Annotated in this window: 19 protein-coding genes; 7 read left to right on the top strand and 12 right to left on the bottom strand. The window is 63.7% G+C overall.

Annotation, left to right across the window (positions count from 1 at the left end):
* Nucleotides 1–258 precede the first annotated feature (258 nt).
* The 3 genes from zwf (at nucleotide 259) to edd (ending at nucleotide 4,314) form a co-directional block, all read left to right on the top strand.
* Nucleotides 259–1,728 carry a glucose-6-phosphate dehydrogenase gene (zwf, locus tag NLY36_RS22750; protein ID WP_023669307.1) on the top strand — a complete coding sequence of 490 codons (1,470 nt, stop codon included), beginning with the start codon at nucleotides 259–261 and terminating at the stop codon, nucleotides 1,726–1,728.
* The gene (gene pgl, locus NLY36_RS22745; RefSeq protein WP_023697310.1) at nucleotides 1,710–2,426 is read left to right on the top strand and encodes a 6-phosphogluconolactonase; all 717 of its coding nucleotides are present in this window, start codon (nucleotides 1,710–1,712) and stop codon (nucleotides 2,424–2,426) included. The genes zwf and pgl overlap by 19 nt, the downstream gene beginning before the upstream one ends.
* 64 nt (nucleotides 2,427–2,490) lie before the next feature.
* Entirely contained in the window at nucleotides 2,491–4,314 is a 1,824-nt protein-coding gene (edd, locus tag NLY36_RS22740) for a phosphogluconate dehydratase (protein ID WP_023697311.1), read from the top strand.
* A gap of 77 nt (nucleotides 4,315–4,391) precedes the next feature.
* Here edd and NLY36_RS22735 read toward each other — a convergent pair whose 3' ends face one another.
* From NLY36_RS22735 to NLY36_RS22720, 4 genes are all read right to left on the bottom strand, one after another.
* A complete protein-coding gene (locus NLY36_RS22735) occupies nucleotides 4,392–6,056 on the bottom strand; it encodes a vWA domain-containing protein (protein WP_023697312.1) in 1,665 nt (554 codons plus the stop codon).
* A 149-nt stretch (nucleotides 6,057–6,205) separates the two neighbouring features.
* On the bottom strand, nucleotides 6,206–7,204 hold the full coding sequence (locus NLY36_RS22730) for a GlxA family transcriptional regulator (protein WP_032888631.1): 999 nt from the start codon (nucleotides 7,202–7,204) through the stop codon (nucleotides 6,206–6,208).
* A gap of 17 nt (nucleotides 7,205–7,221) precedes the next feature.
* Nucleotides 7,222–8,121 (bottom strand): bifunctional methylenetetrahydrofolate dehydrogenase/methenyltetrahydrofolate cyclohydrolase FolD, encoded by a 900-nt coding sequence (gene folD, locus NLY36_RS22725; RefSeq protein WP_023669302.1) that lies wholly within the window; start codon nucleotides 8,119–8,121, stop codon nucleotides 7,222–7,224.
* 355 nt (nucleotides 8,122–8,476) lie between these two features.
* A complete protein-coding gene (locus NLY36_RS22720; protein WP_023692390.1) occupies nucleotides 8,477–10,765 on the bottom strand; it encodes a GumC family protein in 2,289 nt (762 codons plus the stop codon).
* A 198-nt stretch (nucleotides 10,766–10,963) separates the two neighbouring features.
* Between NLY36_RS22720 and NLY36_RS22715 the strand changes: the two genes are divergently transcribed.
* Nucleotides 10,964–12,259, top strand: coding sequence for a lipopolysaccharide biosynthesis protein (locus NLY36_RS22715; RefSeq protein WP_023669300.1), 1,296 nt, complete (start codon nucleotides 10,964–10,966; stop codon nucleotides 12,257–12,259).
* On the opposite strand, the gene NLY36_RS22710 is transcribed toward NLY36_RS22715, so the two are convergent.
* The 3 genes from NLY36_RS22710 to NLY36_RS22700 are packed head-to-tail and all read right to left on the bottom strand — an operon-like array spanning nucleotide 12,256 to nucleotide 15,139.
* On the bottom strand, nucleotides 12,256–13,179 hold the full coding sequence (locus tag NLY36_RS22710; RefSeq protein WP_023669299.1) for a DUF6492 family protein: 924 nt from the start codon (nucleotides 13,177–13,179) through the stop codon (nucleotides 12,256–12,258). The genes NLY36_RS22715 and NLY36_RS22710 overlap by 4 nt on opposite strands.
* Nucleotides 13,176–13,970, bottom strand: coding sequence for a WecB/TagA/CpsF family glycosyltransferase (locus tag NLY36_RS22705; protein ID WP_023669298.1), 795 nt, complete (start codon nucleotides 13,968–13,970; stop codon nucleotides 13,176–13,178). The genes NLY36_RS22710 and NLY36_RS22705 overlap by 4 nt, the downstream gene beginning before the upstream one ends.
* Nucleotides 13,967–15,139 (bottom strand): glycosyltransferase family 4 protein, encoded by a 1,173-nt coding sequence (locus NLY36_RS22700; protein ID WP_023735747.1) that lies wholly within the window; start codon nucleotides 15,137–15,139, stop codon nucleotides 13,967–13,969. Before NLY36_RS22700 ends, NLY36_RS22705 begins: the two co-directional genes overlap by 4 nt.
* 173 nt (nucleotides 15,140–15,312) lie before the next feature.
* Here NLY36_RS22700 and NLY36_RS22695 point away from each other — a divergent pair, with 173 nt between their 5' ends.
* The 3 genes from NLY36_RS22695 (at nucleotide 15,313) to proC (ending at nucleotide 18,502) form a co-directional block, all read left to right on the top strand.
* Entirely contained in the window at nucleotides 15,313–16,311 is a 999-nt protein-coding gene (locus tag NLY36_RS22695; protein ID WP_023735748.1) for a glycosyltransferase family 2 protein, read from the top strand.
* The gene (locus tag NLY36_RS22690) at nucleotides 16,280–17,599 is read left to right on the top strand and encodes an O-antigen ligase family protein (protein ID WP_023735749.1); all 1,320 of its coding nucleotides are present in this window, start codon (nucleotides 16,280–16,282) and stop codon (nucleotides 17,597–17,599) included. The genes NLY36_RS22695 and NLY36_RS22690 overlap by 32 nt, the downstream gene beginning before the upstream one ends.
* 87 nt (nucleotides 17,600–17,686) lie before the next feature.
* Nucleotides 17,687–18,502, top strand: coding sequence for a pyrroline-5-carboxylate reductase (gene proC, locus NLY36_RS22685; RefSeq protein WP_023735750.1), 816 nt, complete (start codon nucleotides 17,687–17,689; stop codon nucleotides 18,500–18,502).
* A 22-nt stretch (nucleotides 18,503–18,524) separates the two neighbouring features.
* Here the strand turns inward: proC and NLY36_RS22680 are convergent, their stop codons facing one another.
* From NLY36_RS22680 to NLY36_RS22660, 5 genes are all read right to left on the bottom strand, one after another.
* Nucleotides 18,525–19,424, bottom strand: coding sequence for an MBL fold metallo-hydrolase (locus tag NLY36_RS22680; protein ID WP_023735751.1), 900 nt, complete (start codon nucleotides 19,422–19,424; stop codon nucleotides 18,525–18,527).
* A gap of 263 nt (nucleotides 19,425–19,687) precedes the next feature.
* Complete coding sequence (locus tag NLY36_RS22675; protein WP_023689346.1) at nucleotides 19,688–20,080, bottom strand: type II toxin-antitoxin system VapC family toxin; 393 nt, start codon at nucleotides 20,078–20,080, stop codon at nucleotides 19,688–19,690.
* Nucleotides 20,080–20,322, bottom strand: coding sequence for a type II toxin-antitoxin system VapB family antitoxin (locus tag NLY36_RS22670; RefSeq protein ID WP_023697316.1), 243 nt, complete (start codon nucleotides 20,320–20,322; stop codon nucleotides 20,080–20,082). Before NLY36_RS22670 ends, NLY36_RS22675 begins: the two co-directional genes overlap by 1 nt.
* A gap of 72 nt (nucleotides 20,323–20,394) precedes the next feature.
* Nucleotides 20,395–21,717: an NAD(P)H-dependent oxidoreductase gene (locus NLY36_RS22665; RefSeq protein WP_023689348.1), complete on the bottom strand. Its 1,323-nt coding sequence runs from the start codon at nucleotides 21,715–21,717 to the stop codon at nucleotides 20,395–20,397.
* Between the two features lie 152 nt (nucleotides 21,718–21,869).
* On the bottom strand, nucleotides 21,870–23,264 hold the full coding sequence (locus NLY36_RS22660) for a multicopper oxidase family protein (RefSeq protein WP_286461429.1): 1,395 nt from the start codon (nucleotides 23,262–23,264) through the stop codon (nucleotides 21,870–21,872).
* Nucleotides 23,265–23,379: the final 115 nt, after the last annotated feature.

Genomic DNA, 23,379 nt, shown 5'->3' with positions numbered 1-23,379 from the left:
TGTCTCCCAGAACCGCTTCGCACTTCTGGGCGACACGCATTAGCTTTCGTCACATTCCCGCTTTATGTTGCAGGCGCGAAAGCCCCGGGACCATCGCTTGACGAAAAGCCTCCGGGTGGCAGCCAGTGTCAAGGCACATTTGGAGCGAATCAATATGCAGTGATTTGGCCTCGATGTGACACCATGGCACTGGATAGTTTAAATCGATTAGATTATATCCTGCCGCGTCACAGCGAGCGGCGTCAAAGCGGACAGACCATGACCAGCCAGATCATTCCCGTCGAGCCTTTCGACTTCATCATTTTCGGTGGCACCGGCGACCTGTCGGAACGCAAGCTGCTGCCCTCGCTCTACCACCGCCAGCGCGACCACCAGTTTTCCGAGCCGACCCGCATCATCGGCACCTCGCGCTCCAAGATGAGCGACGAGGAATTCCAGGCTTTCGCCAAGCAGGCGATTTCCCAGCATGTTAAGCCGGCCGACATCGACGCCGAGGAACTCAAGACATTTCTTGCCCGGCTGTCCTACGTATCGGCCGACGCGACGACGGGTGCCGGCTTCGACAAGCTGAAAAAGGCGATCGGCGAAAGCGACCGCATTCGCGCTTTCTATCTGGCGGTTGCGCCGGCGCTGTTCGGCGACATCTCGCACCAGCTGAAAGCCCACAATCTCATCACGCCGAATTCGCGCATCGTGCTGGAGAAGCCGATCGGCCGCGACCTCGATTCGGCGCGCAAGCTCAACGACGTGGTTGGAGACGACTTCCACGAAAGCCAGATCTTCCGCATCGACCACTATCTCGGAAAGGAGACGGTGCAGAATCTGATGGCGCTGCGCTTTGCCAACGCACTCTATGAGCCGCTTTGGAATTCTGCCCATATCGACCATGTGCAGATCACGGTGGCCGAGACCGTCGGTCTTGAAGACCGCGTCACCTACTACGACAAGGCCGGCGCGCTGCGCGACATGGTGCAGAACCACATGCTGCAGCTGCTCTGCCTGGTTGCCATGGAGGCGCCATCGTCGATGGATGCCGATGCCGTGCGCGACGAGAAGCTGAAGGTGCTGCGGGCGCTGAAGCGCATCAACGGCAATGAGGCACCCAAGCACACCGTGCGCGGGCAGTACCGCGCCGGCGCCTCTGCAGGCGGCGCGGTGAAAGGCTATGTCGAAGAACTTGGCAAAGACAGCTCCACCGAGACTTTCGTCGCCATCAAGGCTGAGATCGGCAATTGGCGCTGGGCCGGCGTGCCATTCTATCTCAGGACCGGCAAAAGGCTGGCGACCCGCGTTTCGGAAATCGTCATCGAGTTCAAGCCGATCCCGCATTCGATCTTCGGCGACAGCGCCGGGCCGATCTCAGCCAACCAACTGGTGATCCGGCTGCAGCCCGACGAAGGCGTCAAGCAGTTCATCATGATCAAGGATCCAGGCCCGGGCGGCATGCGGCTGCGCCAGATTCCGCTCGACATGAGCTTTGCAACATCTTTCGACGGCCGCGCGCCGGACGCCTATGAACGGCTAATCATGGATGTTATCCGCGGCAACCAGACGCTGTTCATGCGCCGCGACGAGGTCGAGGCGGCATGGAAGTGGATCGACCCGATCCAGAACGCCTGGGAAAGCGCCAGGCAGGAGGCGCAAGGCTATACGGCCGGCACATGGGGTCCCTCGGCCTCGATTGCGCTGATCGAACGCGACGGGCGGACATGGCACGAAAGCAATTGAGCGAGCCCGTCTACAACTGGAACGGCTTTGCCGGGCGCCAGGATCTGGCGGCAACCCTTGCCGGCAATGTCGCGGCGCGCCTGACCAAGGCCATCGACGAGCGCGGCACGGCCCTGCTTGCCGTTTCCGGCGGCACCACGCCGGCAAAGTTCTTTGCAGCACTTTCGGCCATTCCGATCGCCTGGAACAAGGTGACGGTGACGCTGGTCGACGAACGGTTCGTGCCGGCCTCCTCGCCGCGCTCGAATGCGGGGCTGGTCGCGGCCAACCTGCTGCAGAACAAGGCGGCTGCCGCGCACTTCGTGCCGCTCTACCATGAGGCGGCAAGGATCGAGACCGCCGCGGCGGCCGACGATGCGGCGCTGAAGGCTCTGCCCTGGCCCCTCGATGTCGTCGTGCTCGGCATGGGCGGCGACGGCCACACCGCCTCGTTCTTTCCCGACGCCGAGAATCTACCCGCCTTGCTCGATCCAGCTTCGCGCAGGATCGTGCTGCCGGTGCATGCACCAAGCGGCGGCGAGCCGCGGCTGACTCTATCGATGGCGCGCATCGTCGCCGCCGGCTTCATCGCGCTGCATATCGAAGGCGAGGACAAGCGCACCGCTTTCGAGGATGCGATGGGACCGGGTGCGAAAAAGCCCATCCGCAAAGTCCTCGAAGCGGCACCCACCCCGGTAGAGGTGTTCTGGGCACCCTGATTTCACGCAAAGCAGTCCCGGCAGACGGTGGAGGACGTTCTTCCGGGGCTCGAAAGGACCGACCATGACAGCCAGACGCGACATCGAAGTCATCACGGAACGCATCCGCCAACGCTCGAAAGCCGGCCGCGAGCGCTATCTCGGCCGCATCGCCGAGGCCTCCAGCCGCACCGCCAACCGGGGCGTCCTGTCTTGCGGCAACCTCGCGCATGGCTTTGCCGTCTGCAGCCCGTCTGAAAAGCTGGCGCTCGGCGCCGACAAGGTGCCGAACCTCGGCATCATCACCTCCTACAATGACATGCTGTCGGCGCATCAGCCCTTCGAAACCTTCCCGGCGCTGATCAAGGAAGCCGCGAAGGAAGTTGGCGGCATCGCGCAAGTGGCCGGCGGCGTGCCCGCCATGTGCGACGGCGTGACCCAGGGACAGCCCGGCATGGAGCTGTCGCTGTTTTCGCGCGACGTCATCGCCATGTCCGCGGCGATCGGCCTGTCGCACAACATGTTCGACGCCGCCGTCTATCTCGGCGTCTGCGACAAGATCGTGCCGGGGCTGGTGATCGCGGCTCTCACCTTCGGCCATCTGCCGGCGGTGTTCGTGCCGGCCGGGCCGATGACGACGGGCCTGCCCAACGACGAGAAGGCCAAGGTTCGCCAGCTCTATGCCGAGGGCAAGGCCGGACGCGCAGAACTGCTCGAAGCGGAGTCCAAATCCTATCACGGGCCGGGCACCTGCACGTTCTATGGCACCGCCAATTCCAACCAGATGCTGATGGAGATCATGGGCCTGCATACGCCCGGCGCGTCCTTCGTCAATCCAGGCACGCCGCTGCGCGACGCGCTGACGCGCGAGGCGACCAGGCGAGCCCTGGCGATCACCGCGCTCGGCAACGCCTACACGCCGGTCGGCCGCATGATCGACGAGCGCTCTTTCGTCAATGGCGTCGTCGGCCTGCACGCCACCGGCGGCTCTACCAACCACACCATCCATCTCATCGCCATGGCCGCCGCGGCCGGCATCACGCTTACCTGGCAGGACATTTCCGACCTGTCGGAAGCGGTGCCGCTTCTCGCGCGCGTCTATCCGAACGGGCTTGCCGACGTGAACCATTTCCATGCCGCCGGCGGGCTCGGCTTCCTGATCCGCGAATTGCTCGACGAAGGCATCCTGCATGAGGATGTGCAGACGGTATGGGGCGAAGGCCTGAGGCCCTATGCGGTCGAGGCCCGGCTCGGCGAAGATGGCGGCGTCGTGCGTGAAGCCTCGCCGCTGCAGAGCGGTGACGAGAAGGTGCTGGCGCCGTTCAAGAAGGCCTTCCAGCCGACCGGCGGCCTGAAAGTGCTCGCCGGCAATCTCGGCCACGCCGTCATCAAGACGTCCGCCGTGAAGCCGGAACGCCGCGTCATCGAGGCGCCGGCCAAGGTGTTCGACAGCCAGCAGGGACTGAACGAAGCCTTCAAGGCCGGCACGCTGACCGGCGACTTCATCGCCGTCATCCGCTTCCAGGGCCCAAAGGCAAACGGCATGCCGGAACTGCACAAGCTGACCACCGTGCTCGGCATCCTGCAGGATCGTGGCCAGCGCGTCGCGCTGGTCACGGACGGGCGCATGTCTGGCGCTTCCGGCAAGGTGCCGGCGGCGATCCATGTAACGCCGGAAGCGGTCGAGGAAGGGCCGATCGCCAGGATCCATGACGGCGACATCATCCGGCTCGACGCCGATGCCGGCACGCTGGAAGTGCTGGTGCCGGGGCCCGAGCTCGCGCTGCGCCGCACGGCCGACATTGATCTCATCGGCAACGAGTTCGGTTTCGGCCGCGAGCTGTTCGCCGGTTTCCGCCAGCTGGTCGGCCGCGCCGACCACGGCGCCAGTGCTTTCGGCACGGCCTGAGGCATCATTGCCTATTTTGTAAAAAGGGCGGCTCGAGCTCGGTTTGAGGCCGCCCTTTGGTGAGGGATGGATGGCGATTACGGCTGAACCGTAATCTCGCTCCGTTCGCCGGCCTTGACCGTCACCGGCATTTCCTTGTCATGGCCTTGATCGGGCATGTGGCGGAGGACGACATAGTCACCGGCCGGGATAGTCTGCTGCCAGGTGTCGCCATAGTTCAGGCCGAGCGCCTTGCGGTTGCCCTGGATATCCTTCTTCGACGACAGCACCTCGATCGAATAGGCGCCCGGCGCCGACATCACCAGCACGCCGGCATCGAGCGTCACCTTGACGTCCTTGACGTCGCCAACCTTGACGCTGAAAGGCTGCTCGACGGTTGCGAGCTCAAGCGAGGTGACCGCGACATAATCGTCCGGCGGCAGCCAGAATTTGCTGTCGGGCCCATAGGAGTGGGCGACATCGTCACGCGAGCCGTCGATCTTTTTCTTGGCCTTGACGATCTGGACGCTGATGCCCGAGGAGTCGGCCTTGTCGCCACCTGCAGTGTAGTAGGCGTTGACGGCGGCATGGCCGACGCCGACGACTATGTCTTTTTCCACAGTCTGCCCGGCGGCGAGCTGGATGTTCTCGGTCACCGAGCCGCTGCCGATCGCAACCGTCACCTTCTGCTCACCAGCCGGCACGATGATCCTGGTGTCGCCATAGTGGGTGGTGCTGCCGCCCGGGAAGGCGAAGTCGACATCGGCTTCGTCACTGATCTCGGCGCCCTGGCTTGGCTTTGGATGGATGAGCATGGTGCCGGCGTTCAAGGTGAAGAGCGGCTTGTAGACCTGGCCCGCCTCGATCTTGACCTTCTGTTCCGCCCGAGCTTCGTCGGCGCGCGCGACGACGACATAGTCGCCCGGCTCGAGATTGGCCTCGTAGTTGTTGTACTGGGTGGTGACGGCCTCGCCGTGCGTGCCATCGGCCTTGGCCTTGTAGACCTCCCAGGCATTGCCGTCGGTGATCGGATCGCCGCCTTCGGCCATGACCACGCTCGGGATGAAATTGAATTCGGGCTTTGCCGGTTCAGGGGCTGGAGCTGGGGCTGGCGCCGGTGCGGGTTCAGGTGCCGGAGCCGGCGCGGCGACGGTTTCGACCAGTGCTTCCTGCAGCGCCTTCTCGTCCGAGGCCTGGATATATTTGCCGCCGGTGTTGTCGGCAAGGCAGGCGATCTGCTTGCCCTCGTCAGCGGTCAGGCCGAAGCCGACGACGTCGACTGTGAAATCGACGCCTGAGGCCTCCAGTTCCTTGCCCAGCGCGCACGGGTCACCTTCGCAGGTTTCAAGCCCATCGGTGATGAGGACCACGGTCGCCTTGTCCTCGGTGTATTTCAGAGCTTCGGCCGCCTGCTTGACGGCTGCGGTCAGCGGCGTCTTGCCGAGGAATTTCAGGCTGTCGGCAGCGGCCGAAATGGCGCTAGCCGAGCCGGCTTGCGGCGGCACGATCAGTTCGATGTCGTCGCAGCTGCCCTTTTCGCGGTGGCCATAGGCCATGAAGCCGATCTCGTCGTCGCCCGGGACCGACTGCAGCACGGTCCTCAGCGATTCGCGCGCGATCTCGAGCTTCGGCTTGCCGTCGATCTGGGCCCACATCGAGCCCGAAGCGTCAAGAATGATGATGACCTTGTTGGCGGCAAAGCCGAGCGAAGTCATCGACAAAAGGAGCAGCGCCGCAGCGACGCTCCGCAAAAGTCCCGCCATGGAAATCTCCTTGAGACCGCCCTCTGATCCGCGCCGGAAGCTATTTGACGGCGCGTCCGGGCACAAGCCCCGGAGCGGGTTACGAACGGTTGCCGTGTAACAGGATCGGCGCCGGCCGAGGCCTGTTCCGAGGCCGGCTCAGCACCGCGTCAGTACGTGGTGCGCCGCTCTTCGGAAGGCGGACGGCCGAACTGCAGCCGATAGCTCTGCGCGAAATAGGAGTGCGAGGTAAAGCCGGTGGCAATGGCCACGTCGAGGATCGGCATGTTGGTCTGGCGCAGCAGTTCGCGCGCCCGCTCAAGCCTGAGCCGCATGTAGTAACGACCGGGCGTGACGCTCAAATGGCGCAGGAACAAGCGCTCGACCTGGCGCACCGACAGGCCCGCCGATTTGGCAAGCTGCACGGCTGATAGCGGCTCGTCGAGATGGTCGGCCATCAGTTCGACGATGCGCCTTAGCTTCTCCGACTTGCCGGTCAGGTCGCGCTCCGGCCCGACGCGCTGGCGGTCGCCGGCGGAGCGGATGCGCTCATGCTGGAACTGGTTGGCAACGCCGTTGGCGAGGTTCGAGCCGAAGTCGCCACGCACGATCTCCAGCATCAGGTCGATCGAGGTGGTGCCGCCGGCGCATGTGTAGCGCTTGCGGTCGATCTCGAAGACGTTGCCGGTGCAATTGATGTCGGGAAAGCGCTCGACGAAGCCGGCGCGGTTTTCCCAATGGATGGTGCAGCGATAACCTTCGAGCTGACCGGCTTCGGCCAGGAGGTAAGAGCCCACCGACAGCGCGCCGAGCGCATTGCCGCGCCGGCCCCAGCTGCGCAGCGCCGCCAGCACCTTGCTCTTGCCGGGGAACTCGACCGACAGGCCCACCGACACGAACAGGATATCGACCGGCGGCAAATCGGCGACGGCATAGTCGATCTTGAGCGGCAGGCCGTTGGAGGCCATGACGGGATCGCCGTCGGCCGAGACCGTCGTCCAGCCATAGAAATCGCGGCCGAGCAGGCGGTTGGCCGAGCGGAAGGTATCGATCGCCGCTGCCAACGAAAACATCGAAAACTTGTCGACCAGCAGGAACGCGAATTGCCGGCCCCCTTGAACGGGATCATCCACGACCGGCCGTTCAGAGGGAATAGTAAGGTTCGGCAAAGAAGCTGCTTTCTGGGTCAGAAGGAAGGCCGCTTCAAGCCGGCCGCAAGGTAGGCTGAGGCTAACGTATTGGCCATCAGCATGGCAATGGTCATCGGTCCGACACCGCCGGGCACGGGGGTGATGGCGCCGGCGGCCTTGGCCGCTTCGGCATAGGCTACATCGCCGACGAGGCGGGTTTTGCCTTCGCCTTTCTCGGGTGCGGCAATGCGGTTAATCCCGACATCGATCACGGTGGCGCCGGGTTTGACCCAGTCGCCCTTGATCATTTCGGGCCGGCCGACGGCGGCAACCAGAATGTCGGCTGTGCGGGCCAGCGCCGGCAGATCCTTGGTGCGGCTGTGGGCAATGGTGACGGTGCAGTTGGCGGCAAGCAACAGATTTGCCATCGGCTTGCCGACGATGTTGGAGCGGCCGACGACGACCGCGTTGAGGCCGGAAAGATCCTTGCCGCGCACGCGTTCGATCAAAAGCATGGAGCCAGCCGGCGTGCAGGGCACGAAGGCTGTTTCGAGTTCGCCGGTGCCGAGCTTGCCGACATTGATGAAATGAAAGCCGTCGACATCCTTTTGTGGCGCGATGGCCTGGATGATCTTGCCGGCATCGATATGGGCGGGAAGCGGCAGCTGCACCAGAATGCCGTTGATGGCCGGATCGGCGTTGAGTTCGCCGATGATCTTCAGCAGTGCCGCTTCGGACGTGTCGGCCGGCAGTGTGTGCTGCAGCGAATGAAAGCCGCATTCCTTGGCGGTGCGCGACTTCGACGCGACATAGACCTGGCTTGCCGGATCCTCGCCGACGATGACCACCGCCAAGCCGGGCTGGGCCTTTCCCTTGGCGACCAGGTCCTCGGTCAAGGCCTTGACCTTCTGAACCACGTCTGCGGCGACGATCTTTCCGTCAATCACTTCGGCCATGAACCATCCTCGACATCATTCCAGCCAAGGCGCGGCGCGCGCCTTGAACGTTGCTTCGTGCATGTCGTTGTTCCAAACGTTCCGCCCATTCGGGTAAAGCCCGACGGCAGCGTTTTTTGGGCGCCATGCTGCGCGGCATTGTCACGAAATTTGGCCTAAGCAATCCCGTCAAAGCGCCGTCACATGCCGTAAACTCGAAACCGGCAGCTTTTATTCTGTGCTGACGGGCTCAGAGCGACTCATCCTTTCACGGAAAGGCTGAACCGCTCTATTTCTTGTTTTGACGCAATTCCCAAGGGAAAGCGCGCTACGCGCTTTTCCCGGGAAAACCGTTTCACACTTTTCCTGGAATTGCTCAGAAATAGCGGCGGTGCGAACGGCTTTCGGTGAGTTCGCGCACCGCTTCGCGAAATTCGCGCAGGCTGGCGCGGATATCGTCGATTTGCGCCTGCTGGTCTTCCGGCGCCGCCCCAGCGGGCTGCGGAGAAGACCACGGCCCGGACGCCGCGGGCATCGGCTGAGCCTGCGAATAGGCATAGTCAGCCGGCTGACGAGGCTGCGCGTAGCCAGGCTGCTGCGCAGGGGAATTGGCGTGCGGAACCTCGTTCCGGAAGTCCGGCTGGCGATAGCCCACAGGCTCCTGCACCGGCCTTGTATATTCGGCGGCTGGTTGGGCGCGGTAGGTCTCGACGGGTTCGCCTGACGTCCCGCTACCCGGCGCGGCTTTGCGCATCGCCGAGAACAGTCCGTCGAACAGACCTGGGCTCCGGGCGGGAGCGGCCGCGGTCGGCAACACCGGAGGTGCTGCCGGTGGCGGCGCCACAGGCAGCGGCGCGCGATAGACCTTGTCCTCGACCGGAGGGGGGCGCTCGTCCATTCTGCCGCGCGAACGCGAATTGGCAGCGCCGCGCAGGCTGGCAAAGGCGCCGCGCATGGCGCCGACACCGATGCCCGAAGCAAGCCCGAGCAGCAGGCCGGCCATCGCTATTACAGCCCGCGACGGTCCGTTGGGTTCGAGCGGCGGTTGCGCGGGGGTCATCAGATTGATGTTGGTGGTGTTGATGTTTTGCTGTTCGCCGGTCTCCTTGGCGCGCAGAAGGTACTGTTCGTAGACGGAGCGTTTGGCCGTGGCGTCACGCTCCAGTTCGCGCAGGCTGACCAGATCGCTGTTGACGTCGCCGCTCTGGACCTTTGCCTGAGCCAGGCGGGAAGCGAGATCCTGCTCAAGCTGAACCGAGCGCTTCAAATCGACCTGCAGCGACGAGGCGATGCGGCGCAGTTCGCCTGCGATGCGCTCGCGCGAGCCGTCGAGCTGGGCGTTGAGCGCCTGGTATTCGGGATGACGCGGTCCCAGACGCACGGCGGCGCGGTCGGCCTCCTGCTTCAAAACTGCATATTGCGCGCGCAGTTCGCTCATCGTGTTGGAATTGATTTCTTCCGGCAAGGTGCCGTTGATGACCGAATTGACGTCCAGCGAACGCGCCGACGCGGCCCGGGCATTGAGTTCCAGCGTACGGGCCCGGGTGACTGAGAGCTGCTCGTTGAGCTTCAGCATCTGGTCGTCGCTGATCAGATGGCCCTGCGCGTCGACGAGATCATGCGTGGCCCTGAAATCCTCGACCTTGCGCTCCGCTGTCTCGACATTCTTGCGCAGGTCATCGAGCTTGGCCGTCAGCTGGTCCGTCGCGCGCCCGGCCATCCCGAACTGGTATTGGGCCGCCTCCTGCTGGAAAACGTCCCTGGTCGTATTGGCTATCTTCGCCGATTTGTCGGCGCTTTGAGTGGTGGCGCTGATGGAAACGACAAAGCTCTTGCCGCTGCGCTCAACCGACAGGCTCTTGGCCAGATTGCCGACCGCCAGCGCCTGGCGGCGCACTTCACCGCCGCCGCCAGGGCCATCCTGGCGCGACAGTATCGAGCGAATGAGCGACAGGACGCCAAGGCCGCCAGAGCCCTGTCCGTTGAATTCCGGATCGTCGACGAGATTGAGATCGGCCACGACCTTGTCGAGGACCTTGCCGGATGTCACCATCTTGATGCGGGTTTCGACAACAGCCAGCGCCGCATCGGGCTGCCCGACCGGTTGGGTGAGATCGTTGTCGGAAAGCTTCAGGTCGCCTGGCTCGATGACCATCTGTGTGGTGGCTTCGTATTTCTTCGGTGTCGAAACGGCGACGGCGACGCCGAGCACCGTGCCCAATATCGTAGTCGAGACGATCAGCAACTTGGAACGACTAATGCCGCGGACGACCTGGAGCGGATCGATCAGCGGCTTCCATTCCTGCCCGTCATCGTCGTCGCGGTCCGGTCGCTGCTCGTGGAAAGAGCGGAGCTCATAGGCGGCGTGCTGCTGACGCCGGCCGGAAACAGGCTCCTCACGCGCGCTGGCGGCCGAAACGGGTTCGCCGTCGGCCTGGAACTGCGGCGGCTCGGGCGGTGACGTTGGCGCCGGATTCGACCGCGCCTCGCGTTGCGAGCGGGCTATGCGGTGACGCGTGGCGGCGTCCTCGCGCCATGACGGATCCACCCGGTCACCGATCGAGACCGCCGACGCATCCGCCGCCTCATCGCCGCGCACGGCTTTGCCGAGCGCCAGGAGGGAGCGCTCGCGCCTCCAGTCTTCACGGTTTTCCCTGTCGACCATTGTCTCGAAACTTTACCTTCGACGGCGCAGGAGCGGCGGTCGGCCAATCGTTAAGTCACGCTAAACAGGCATGGGAAACAAAAGGTTAATTTCCTAAGTCTGCAAGTGAAAGTTTCTCGCTTCGCCACGCATTGCCGGGATCTGTAAAATGGCGTCAGAACCGCACGTTAAGCTTTGCGGCTTACGGCTTTCCTCGATATGACGCAGGCCAGCGACATACCGCAAAGGCGGACACTCGCCCGCATCGGCACCTTCCTCGCCGAAAGACGGGGGCTGGTTCGCGACTATCTTTCAGCCATCAGCGGCGCCGGCGGGCGGCTGGTGTTCTCGCTTGCCTATTTCATCGCACTTGCCAACACGCTGTCGATTGCCGAGTTCGGCATGTTCGCCACCGCCTCGGCGGCCGGCGTCATGCTGTCGCGCATCCTCGCTTTCGGCTTCATCTCGGCGCTTTACCGCACAGCCACCATCCGCCCCAATCTGATCGGCACCTTCACCGCCGGCTTCCTTTTGCTTGGCGCCGTGTCCTTACCACTGCTGGCGGCGGCCTCCTGGGGCGTCTACCTGATCTTCTTCGCCAGCACCGTTCCGCTGGCCGTCTTTGCCGCAATCGTCTTTGCAGAGGCGCTTTTGTGGCGGCCGGTCGAGGTGGTGCTGATCGTCAACAACGGGCTCGGCAAATTCGGCCGCGCCGCCGTGCTGTCGATCGTGGCCACGGCGTTCCGCGCGCTGGGCGCCGTGCTGTTCATGCTATCGGGCCAGCACAGCGTCTGGATCTGGTCGTTGTTCTACATCGGCGCCAACGCCGCCTCGCTGCTGCTGGCCTTCGGCTTCTATTATCCACGCCAGCGGCTGAGGCTGCGCACCGAGCTCTATCTCAGGCGGCTTGCCGATTCGATCTATGTTGCAGGAGCCGAAGTGCTGTTCTACCTGCAGTCGGAATTCGACAAGCTGCTCGTGCTGGCGATCGGCGGGCCGCATCTGGCCGGCATCTATGCCATCATCATGCGGCTGGTCGACCTGACGGCAATCCCGATCCGCACCTTCTCGATGATGCTGGTGCAGAGGATGATGCGGGCGCCGGAGCTGTTGTCGCGACTGCGGGTCAAGAGCGGTATCGAAGCCGGCGTGTTCCTGGTGTCGACATTGGCACTGGCCGCACTCGGCATCGTGCTGCATTTCTTCCCCAATGCACTTGGCCGGAATGTCGCCGAGGCGGCGCCCTTGGTGGCGTTGGCAATCGGCGTGCCGGGACTGCGCAACCTGGTCGAATACCAGGCCGAGCTGCTGTTCGCGCGCGGCCAGACCGCGCTCAGGGCGCTCAACCTCGGCCTGCTGGCGGGGCTGAAGGCGGTGCTGTTGACCTATGTGCTGACCACGATTGCCGACACGCCCAGGCTTGTCGTATCGCTCAATGTCGTCTTCCTGCTGCTCTATCTCGCCTCGGCGCTGCTAACCTATTCGGCGCTGCGCAAGCCCGCCAAGGCAATCTAAGCCAATCCGATCAGGCGGCGGATGCGGCCGATATCGGTGCCGATGAAGGATTGCATGCCGATCGCCACCTGCCCCGGTGCCATAGCGGCGACGAAGCTGCGGAATTCGTCATCCGACAGCGCCTCCCCGGTCCAGTGCACGCGGCAGAATTCCTCCGAGCCGTGGAAATGGCCGGCGCCCCCCAGCACATCGTCGACATAGCGGCCATAGATCATGCATTCGGAGAACCGGCGCACTGAAGCGATGACCTCGACCCAGCCGCGCGCGTGCACCTTCTCGATCTCGGCGCACATCGCCGTCACGGTCTGACGGCGCCAGGCGATCAGCGTCGAAATATAGTCGTGGTTCGAAACCTCGGATGCATCGATACCAATCGCCGAGGCCGCATTGCGCGACCAGATGCGATGCTCGTCGTGACCGTCGCTCGACAGCACGCCGTCGCGCCGGAACAGCCGCACCTTGCCGTCGCGCCAGAAGGCGCTCAGATCGAATGGCTTGAGGAAGGCGACGTCGGAATCGCAGAAGACCAGCACGTCTTCTCCAGCATGCGCAGCGATGGCGATGCGGCGCAGCTGCTGCACATGCCAGCCGCGCAGCGGCTGGGTCTTGAGACTGAGCCAGATGCGACGGCGAAAGAGGCTCATCGGATCGTCGAACACACGCAGCCAGCGCGGCAGCAGGTCGCGCTCGTCGACAACGCTGCGGCGGTCGTTTTCCAACTGGCGAAACAGCGCCACGTCGCGGTGCTCGACCAGAATGTAATGATGCGCCAAGCCGGAGACATGGCGGTCGAGGGTCTCGCACAACAGGCGGCAGCGTTCGAAATCCGGCGCATAGCTGGCGGTCACCACCGCCGCCGTCGGCGTTTGCGGCAGGGCACCGGTCTCGGCTGCAGGGCTCGGCACGACGCGGCTGTTCACCGCAACTCTCCGGCGGGCTCGGGCCGACGCGAGAATTTCTGCCTGACGACACGCAGCAGGAACACCGGATTGCCGACGACGTAGCGGCGCCACAGCCGGCCGGGCTCGATGCACAGACGGAACAACCATTCGAGCCTCAGCTGGCGCATCCACAGAGGCGCCCGCGGCACCGTGCCGGAGAGAAAATCGAGCAGCGCGCCGACGGCGATCGGCAGCGTGCAGTGGCGGGCATCGATATGACGGGCGATCCACAATTCCTGGCGCGGCACGCCCATGGCCACAAGCAGCACGTCGGGCCGCAATGCCTCGATGCGATCGACGATCGCCTGCTCTTCGGCGGGGGAGAAATAGCCGTCATGGATGACGACGAATTCGTGCTGCACCGCCAGAGCGGCTAGCCTGACCGACGCCGCCTCGGCGTTGGCGCGGGTGGCGCCAAGCAACCCGACGGTCAGCGGCCTCGCCGATGCCTGCAGAAAGGCCGGAATGAGATCAGTGCCGTTGAGATTGTCCGGGAACGGCGCGCCGTAGAGCAGCTTTGCCGCCAGATCGACGCCAACGCCGTCAGGCAGGATGAGGAAATCGTCGAGCGCCTCGGCAAAGACCGGATCGGTAGAGGCGATGTTGGCGTTGTGAGCGTTGAGAAAACTGACCTTGGTGAAGCGCCGCTCGGCAATCAGACGAGCGAGCAGCGCGATCGCGTCATCCCAGCCGATGGCAAGGACCGAAATGCCAAGGATCGTCTTCAGCGTATCGAGCCCGAAGGCGGCGCGGGCGGTGTGCATGTTCATGCAAACACCTCCTCCCCCACCGACCCGAGCTTTTCCAGGCCGAGCCTGATGGCGGCATCCAGTGCCTTGATCTGCCGGCGGTGAAAGGCGCTGCCATCGACATCCCTGACATCGGCCGCCGCTGCCTCCAGCGCGCCGGCGAAGGCGGCCGGATCGTCGGTGACGAAGCAATTTGCCGGGCGATGATCGATGCCGCGCAGCGAACGGCTGGTGGCGACCGACGGCAGGCCGAGCTCGAAGGTTTCGATGGTCTTGAGCTGAACGCCGCTGCCCGTGGTGCTGATCAGTGGAATGACGGCGGCGCCGCGCACGAAATTCTGGGCGTCGGACACGCGGCCGACAAATTCGACACCGGGATGGGCAGAGGTGATATCCGACGGCATGTTGCCGGCGACCCTGATGCGAAAGCTCCGGCGAAGATGCGGCACGACTTTTTCCAGGAACCAGTCGAGGCCGATGCGGTTCGGCTGCCAGGTCCAAGTGCCGATCAGCGCCGCGTCGCAATCGATGCGGCGCGGCTTGACCGGCTTTGGCGCCGTGGCAGTGGTCACCAGCGGCAGCACCGCCGAGCGGTCGTCGCTGGCAACGCCGAGTGCGGCGCGGTCTTCCTCGGCCAGCGTGAAGACGAAGCGAGCCCGGCGGCAGAGCCGCTCCTCCATGGTCTTGAGCAGCCTGGCCTCGCGGGCAAACAGCAGGCGCTGGAAGCGACTGTTTGCTGCTGCCGCATTCTCTTTGGCCGAACCATGTTCGACATTGTGGGCGACGAAAATCGAGGGACGGTCGGCGAACAGTTTTTCAAAGGCGCCGGCGAACTGCACCGAATTCAGGACATAGCCGTCGAAGGGACCGGCGCGCTCGATCGCGGCACTGACTTCGCTGTCGGAAACCGCGCGCAGCTTCACGGAAGCGAAGGTGAGCCCTGACAGCACCGCCTTGCCAAGCCAGGCGAGCTTCTGCCGCGCCGAGGCGCTTTCCGTGCGCACGTCGACGGCGCCGAGCACGATGGTGTTTTCGGGGTCGCTGGGCGCCTTGCCCGGCCAGATGAAGCCGATGACGGTGAGGCGCACGCCGGCGCGCCGCAAGGCGGCGATGATCGCAGCGTTGGCGATCTCATAGCCCGAAGCGAGAGCGCCGTCGGGCACGATCGATGTGGCGAACAGCAGATGCATCTCACCTATCCAAGCGTCAGCCACTAGCAAAGCTGGGTGAACCCTTGATTAAATCATGCGACGCAACGGCTGAAAGGCGCGGACCGGCAGGCGCCGCTGCGAAAGGTGATTAACGAAACGTTATCGTCGCGGTGTTATCAAAAAGCCAGATTTAAAACATGCGGCTGGAGCGGATGATCCCTTTGCCATCGGACGGTTCGGTATCGATTGCGGGACGCTCTCCGGGGCTCGCCGCAGAGACGATCGAAGCCGTCGTCACGCTGCCGACCTTCATGCGGCCACAACTGCTGCTGGAAACGCTGGCGTCGCTGAAGGCACAGCAAACCAGCCGGCGCTTCGCCGTCATCGTCATCGAAAACGAAGCCAAGGCGCGTGAGGGCGCCAAGGCGGCCGTGCCGCTGTTCGAACGCGACGATATGAAAGGCATGGTCATCATCGCGCACGAGCGGGGCAATTGCAGTGCCTACAATGCCGGCTGGCAGACGGCGATCCTGCATTTTCCGGATTTCCGCCACCTGCTGGTCATCGACGATGACGAGATCGCCGACGCGGACTGGCTGGAGCGCATGTGCAAGACGGCGGAGACGCTTGGCGCCGACATTGTCGGTGGCCCGCAAGTGCCAGTGTTTACCGATCCTGCTCACGCCAAATGGGCCGAGCACCCCGTGTTTGCGCCGCCCTATCGCCAGACTGGACGCGTGGCCGCACTCTATTCCTCTGGCAACCTTCTGGTCGGGCGCAATGTGCTCACCATCATGGGGCCACCCTTCCTCGACCTGCGGTTCAACTTCATGGGCGGCGGCGATTCCGACTTCCTCAGCCGCTCGGCGCAGAAAGGTTTCGTGCTTGGCTGGTGCGCCGAGGCAAAGGTGCGCGAAGGCGTTCCAGCCCGGCGCGTCGAGGCTGACTGGATCCGCGCCCGATCCTTACGCAACGGTGTAATCTCGACGCTGGTCGAAAAGAAGAAGCGCGCCGGCACGCCATTCGCCGGCGCCAAGGTGTTTGCAAAAAGCCTGGCGCTGCTGATAGCCTCGCCCGTGCGCGGCGCAATCAAATTGGCGCGGACAGGATCGCTGTCGACGGCGCTTTACCCCGTCTATGTCTCGCTCGGCCGCGTGCTTGCCGAATTCGGATACGCCAATGAGCAATACAGGCAGCCTGAGAAGAACTGACGAGCTGATGCTGGGCGGCATCGTCACCCGCGACGGCGTGGCGACGGCAATTGCCGCGCTGTTGTTTGCCGTCGTCATCGTGTCGTTCCGGCCGTTTCAACCGGCAGGCGCGGAACTGACCGGCGACGGCGGCGACATCGTCAACCAGCTCGGCTTCAGTTCGCTCGGCGCCATTTCGATCTTCTCACTGCTGACGTTCGCCGACCCCAAGGTGGTGCGCTCGCTGCTCAGCCCGTCCTGGATTCTGATGCTCGGCTTTTTCATGCTTTCGGTCATCAACGCGACCGACCCGTCCTCGGCCATGCGCGCGGCCTTCTTCACGCTGCTTGGCGTTCTGACGATAGCGACGGTCCTGGTGCTGCCGCGCGATGCCGACAGTTTTTCGAAAGTCATCATATTCTGCGCGATCGTCGTTATCGGCCTGTCCTATATCGGCCTCATCGTCTTTCCGCATGAGGCCCTGCATACGGCCGATTCGCAGGAGCCCGAACATGCCGGCCTGTGGCGTGGTGTGTTCGCCCACAAGAACATTGCCGGACCAATCATGGCCTGCTTCAGCTTCGCCGGCCTCTATCTCTTCCGGCGCGGCCAGAAATTCTGGGGCGTGGCGATCTTCGGCGCGGCGATGATCTTCATGCTGCACACCGGATCCAAGACGACGGCCGGCCTAGTGCCGTTCTCGATCCTGATCGTCGTGCTGCCGGGCCTGATCGGCATGCGGTTCGGCACGCCGATCCTGTTTGCACTGGCGATCATTGCGACGGCCATCGGTACCTTAGGCATCGTCTTCATCCCCCCGGTGAAAGAACTGGCGGCCACCTATTTCCCCGACCTCACCTATACCGGGCGCACGACGCTGTGGGAGTTCTCCGGCGAGATGCTGGCGAAGAAGCCCTGGACCGGCTACGGCTATGAAAGCTTCTGGGGCACGCCGCTGCTGCTGAGCCAGGACCAGCCTTTCGACCGGGCCTGGGACATCCGGACCATCGTGCATGGCCATGACGGCTATCTCGACATTGCGGTGCTGATGGGCATCCCGGCGCTGTGCGTTGCCGTCTACACTTTCGTGATCGCGCCGCTGCGCGACTACATGCGCATCCCGCCGCGCAAGGAGAACATCTATCTCGGTGACTTCTTCATGATGGTGGTGCTGTTCACGGCGCTGAACGCTTTCCTCGAAAGCTTCTTCTTCCACCGCGGCGACCCGGTGTGGCTGTTCTTCGTGCTCGGCGCGCTTGGCCTGCGGCAAGTGTCGCTGCGGCCGATCGCGGTGCGCCGGCGACCTTGACCGGCTGGCCTGATCCAGCACCCCTTGAGGGGCTTTCCCGTCTGCCCGCTAGCGTCTAAGGAGAACCCTTGTCTCGGAGGGCTCTCAATGACGATCAGGCTTGTTCTCGCCGGTTGCGGCAATATGGGTTACGCCATGCTTGCGGGCTGGCTGAAATCCGGCAAGCTTGCCCCGCAAGCCGTGTTCGTGGTCGAGCCCACTGCCGAATTGCGCAAGCGCGCCGAGCACCTCGGTTGCAGTGTCGCCGCGGACGCGAACGGGATCCCCGCCGACGCAGAGCCCGACCTCGTCGTCATCGCCGTCAAGCCGCAGGTGATCCGCGACGTCACCGCCGCCTACAAGCGCTTCGGCGACGGCAGGACCACCTTCGTCAGCATCGCCGCGGGCACGCCGGTCGCCACCTTCGAGCACATACTCGGCCATCTCGCGCCTGTTATCCGCTGCATGCCCAACACGCCGGCCGCGATCGGCAAGGGCATGATGGTGGTCTATTCCAACCCGCTGGTGAGCGACGACATCAGGCGTTTCGTTGCCGAGCTGCTGTCGGCGAGCGGTGTGGTGACGACGGTCGACGACGAAGGCCTGATGGACGCGGTGACGGCGGTTTCGGGGTCCGGTCCGGCCTACATCTTCCATTTCATCGAGGCGCTTACGGTTGCAGCCGAGAACGCCGGGCTGCCGACCGAGACCGCCAGGCTGCTTGCCATGCAGACCGTCTATGGCGCTGCTGCACTCGCTGCCGAAAGCGGCGAGGAGCCTGGCGTCCTGCGCCAGCAGGTGACCAGCCCCAACGGAACCACGGCAGCAGCCCTTGCCGTGCTGATGGGCGAGGACCGGCTGACGAAGCTGCTGACCGAGGCGGTGGAAGCCGCGCGGCTGCGGTCGGTGGAATTGGGGAAGTAGCCCAGACGCTCGCGGGGCCGTATCAGCCCCACTTCATCTCACCCTTGGCGACCTTTGCGCCCAGTTCCAGGGACGAGACGTCCAGAAGATCGGGATAGCGCCGCTTCATCGCTGCAATCAGCTCGACGCTGGATTTCGCTTTTTCGGCTTCCTTATTGAAAGCTTCGAGGTAGGCGCGGGTGAATTCCACGGCCGCCAGACCGTCCGGTGCACCGGCTACCTGATGGGACGGCACCACGATGTTGGGTTTGCGGGACGCGATTTCGTTGAGCGCGGCAATCCATTTCTTACGGTCGTCTACGGTTGGCTCGTCGGCAACCCAGACATGTACGCCGGACGAGATCAGCACGCCGCCGAACACCGCTTCAAGGCTGGGCACCCAGAGATACCGCCGGTCTTTCAGATCGGCGACGGTGACGATCTCGATCTTGTTTCCTTCGATTTCAAGTGAGGTAATATCGGAAGCCTCGGGAATGACGACATCCGCCAGGACCTTCGGTCCATTGTCCTTGAGCTGCGGGCCCCAGACATCCAGCTTGGCTTGCACATTGGCCTTGATGGCCGCCACCGTCGCAGCGGCCGCGATGATCTTGGCGCCGGGGAAAGCATCCGCGACGGGACGCAGGCCAAAATAATAGTCAGGGTCGCTGCAACTGACATAGATCGTCGTCAGGGTCTTGCCCGTCGGCTTGATCGCATCCGCGACCGCACGGCCATCGGACAGGGTAAATCCGCCGTCGAGGAGGATGGCTTCTTTTTCCCCGGTCAGCAGCACCGGCGTGCGGCGGAAACCATTCTCGTCAGCCTGAAAATAGGTCCATTCCAGCTTGGCGGCGGCCCTGGCTGCAAAAGCCAGAGGCTGAAGCATGGCAACCATGCCCGTTGCCAGAAGGGTTTTCATCGTCTCGCGTCTTGTCCAAATGGTTTGCAAGATTTCAATCCTCAATGGGGGTTCAGCTGATCGAGATTGGCATCTCGGCATCGTTTGAAAAACCCGGATCAAAAAGACAGACTGTATGAATCGATCATACAATGGCAGCCGATGGTCTGCGTCGTCAGCACGAGCGCAATGATCATGCGCGAGCAGGTCAACAGCCCCATCGCGCGAGCGCGGCAGCATTTGGCCTGCTGGGCGGGACCGGCTGACGAAGCTGCTGGCCGAATCGTAGAACTGGGGGAGTAGGATCAGGCCAGATCGGTGTGGGAAAAGTCTTTCCCTTTGTAGAGCAAGGGCATCCCACAGCTTTTTGCCGAGGCATATGACAGGCAGTCAGCGAGATTGAGCTGAGCCGGGTGGCCGCGACCTTTGCCATAGGTCGAAAAAGCCTGGATCGCGAGCTTGGCATCACCGATTTCGATCGGAACCACCTCGATCTCGGCCTCACGCAGGAAGTCCTCTATCGCCTTTTCGGCGAAGAGCGGCTCCACCACCAACTTCGATGAAAGCCGCATCGCCGCTTCGAGCACGACCAGCGGAGATGTGATCCGTACCGAGGCCTGCCCGATCCGGCGGCTCCAATCGGCGGCGTCTTCCTCTCCGGCGAGGACAGCGATCACCACCGAGGTGTCGATGAACATCAGGAATGTCCCCACATCTCGTCGATCTCATCCTTAGTCAAATCCCTGCCGCCCCTTCCCGCCTTGGCCTTCAGATCGTTCGATATGGCGGCCAGCCGCTCAGCCAGCGGAACTCGTTCACGTTCGCGCTGAAGCTCGGATTCGAGCGCTTCGATCACCGCTTCGGTCAAGGAAATCTTTCGCTTTTCGGCAAGCTGCCGGGCGAGGTCACGGGCGCGCGGGTCTCTGATCTGGAGATTCATTCTGGAAGCCTCCGTTTCGCTGTCACTACAATATAGTGATCTTGTCATGACAAAGCCAGAGAGCTGGCCTGTTCATGCCATCTCAGCCCCGTAGAGCATATCATCCTGCAGCTTCCGCAAAGCGAACAGCCTCGTCGTGCGGTCGGGCGTAGCATTGTCGGCGGTGAGCAGTTCGCCCTTCCTCACCGGTTTCAGCACCTTGCCGCCTTCGAGCAGGCCGACCGGCACTGCGCGATTGGCGCGCGCCTCTTCGACGGTCATGGTCCATGAGCGGTAGCAAGTCTCGCCGATGGCATCGAAGGTCTCGCCCATGGCGAGATCGCGCTTGGCCACCGCGCAGACCTCGGCGACCGGCCTCGGCAGCGGCACCATGTCTGGCCGGCCATAGAGCATGATGCGCGCCGCGGTCAGCGGCACTTCCAGCGAGGTCAGGTGATACGGCCGGAAGAAGCTGTAGTAGGGGCCGTGGCCGATATGCAGATCGTCCATGCGCTCGACGATGCGCGGATGCGTCGCCTCGACGATGACGAAGACGCCCGGCGCCACACCCTTGCCGATCGTGTAGTCGACAACACCCTTCTTCGACAGGATGCCGCCATCGGCGCGCGGTATCAGCACCTTGGCCAGCTGGTCGCGGTCGGCCTTGGGCCCGTGCATGCCCGGCACATCGGGCACCAGCCCGGTGGCGTTGGCGATGGCGCACATCTCGACCATGGTTTTGGAACCGTCGACGAATTCGACCAGCATGCGCGGGTTCATGTTGCGGCGGATCGCTTCCTCGCGATAGTCGTCCGGAACGGCATCGTGGTTGAGCGGGTTGTTCTTGCCCTTGCCAGCCGAGACGATGGTGTAGCCGAGCGCTGAGGCAAACTCGATCAGCTCCATGCAGCTCGACGGCTCGTCGCCGGCGCCGACCGAATAGACGACGCCGAGCCGGTCTGCCTGCTGCTTGAGGTAGCAGCCGATCGTGACGTCGGCCTCGACATTCATCATCACCAGGTGCTTGCCGTGCTCCATCGCCTTCAAGTCGAAATCGGCGGCGACACCAGGCTTGCCGGTGGCGTCGATCACGACGTCGATCAGCGGATTGGTGACCAGCATCTCGTTCGAGGTGATGGCGATTTTCCCGGCCTCGATCGCCGCGGTGACTTTCGAACCCATGTCGGCCTCGACCGCCATCGCCTCGTCGCCATAGGCGATGCGGATGGCGTCGCGCGCCGTGTGCGGACGCCGCGTCGAGATGGCGCAGATCTCGATACCGGGCATCAGCATGCCTTGCGTGACCAGGTCGGTGCCCATTTCGCCGGAGCCGATGACGCCGATGCGCACCGGGCGGCCCTCGGCGGCGCGCCTGGCGAGATCGCGGGCCAGTCCGGTCAGGGCGACATTGGTCATGCAAGCGTGTCCACGGCTTCTTGATTGCAGGCGGGAATAGCAGGGAACGGCCCCGCTTTGCCAACGAAACCAGCGGACGGCGGCAATTTCTCCGGCAACAGGCCCGGCAGGTGAGGCCAACCCCAGTAGAGGCTGATTGACCCGCCTCGGCGTCAAACCACCCTGATATAGCTCGTCATGCCGGTTTTCTGATGTTCGATGATGTGGCAGTGCAGCAGCCAGTCGCCGGGATTATCCGCGACGAAACCGAGCTGAACCTTCTCGTTGGGCTGCATGAGATAGGTGTCGGAGATGACCGGCTGAACCTGGCGTGTCGACGACGACAGCACCTTGAAGCTCATGCCGTGCAGATGCATCGGATGCGATTGCGGCGTCAAATTCTCCATGTCGATGACATAGCTTTTGCCGAGCTTCAGCTCGGCCAAAGGCGCGGTCGGGTCCGGCGTGTCGCCCGGCCACGGTACCTTGTTGATGGCCCAGAAGGAGTAGCCTAGCGTGCCGCATATGCTGTCGCTCGGCACGTTTTCCGCCGTGGCGCTGAGCGAGAGCGCGATGTGTTTCGCGCTGGCGAGATCCACCTCCGGCACCGGGTTGGCCTCCAGCGGTGCGAGGTCTCGCAAATCGCGCTTGAGCGAGCTGCCGGTGGCGCGCAAGGTGGCGAGGACCTTGGGTTTGGTGCCTCTGATGTCGCCCAGGCTGACGATCGCGCCCTCCTGGTCAGGCATGCGGATGGCGAGATCCATACGCTGGCCCGGTCCGAGCAGCAAGGCATCGGGCGCAAAACGCTGCGGCACCGGATTGCCGTCCAGCGCGATGACCGCGGCTTGCGCACCTTCGACGCGAAAGGCGTAGATGCGGGTGACATCGGTGATGGCGACCCGCAGCCGCACCAGCCCGCCGGCCGGCGGGTCGAATTGCGGCTGGTCAAGCCAGTTGGCGGTGCGCACCGTGCCATAGGTGCCGGTTTTCGCGGCATCGCGCGGCCGGAACTGCTGGATGAACTGGGCGTCGTCGCCGAGCCGCCAGTCGCGCAGGTTGACGACGGCTTCGGCGTCGAATTTTGGATCGTTGGGGTTCTCGACCACGATCACGCCGGTGAGGCCATGGCCTATCTGCTCCAGCGTGTTGCAATGCGGGTGATACCAGAAGGTGCCGGCGTCGGGCGGGGTGAAGGCGTAGTCGAAATGATCGCCGGTATAGACGTAGGGCTGAACCAGGAAAGGGACGCCGTCCATCTTGTTTGGAACGCGAATGCCGTGCCAGTGGATCGTCGTCGGATCGTCGATGCCGTTGACGAGGCGGGCGGCGAAAGGCTCGCCCTTTTTCATCTTGAGCACCGGCGGCATTCCGGCCTCTCCATAAGTCAGCACATCGCGGGTCTGGCCGATATCCATGAACCTGGCCTGGATCTTTGCCGTCTTGAGAACCACCGGCTCCGGTGCGGCCGCGGCCCAGCCACCAAGCCTGGCCATCGCTGCAAGGCCAACGCCGCCGACGCCGGCAACCGCAGCCGTTTTCAAAACCCTGCGGCGGGTGAGTGAGGTCATCTGGCGCTCCAACGGAATATGATTACCTGCCGCCCTGAATGACGGGCGGCGACCGGCGCACAAGCCGATACTGCCACATCGCATCTCTGTCACGCCATGGCGAGCCGATGACGTT

Origin of the sequence: Mesorhizobium sp. C399B (assembly GCF_030323185.1) — a bacterium.
Lineage (GTDB): Bacteria > Pseudomonadota > Alphaproteobacteria > Rhizobiales > Rhizobiaceae > Mesorhizobium.
Note: the sequence above shows the minus strand (reverse complement) of the source record. Positions and strands in the feature narration are given on the sequence as shown.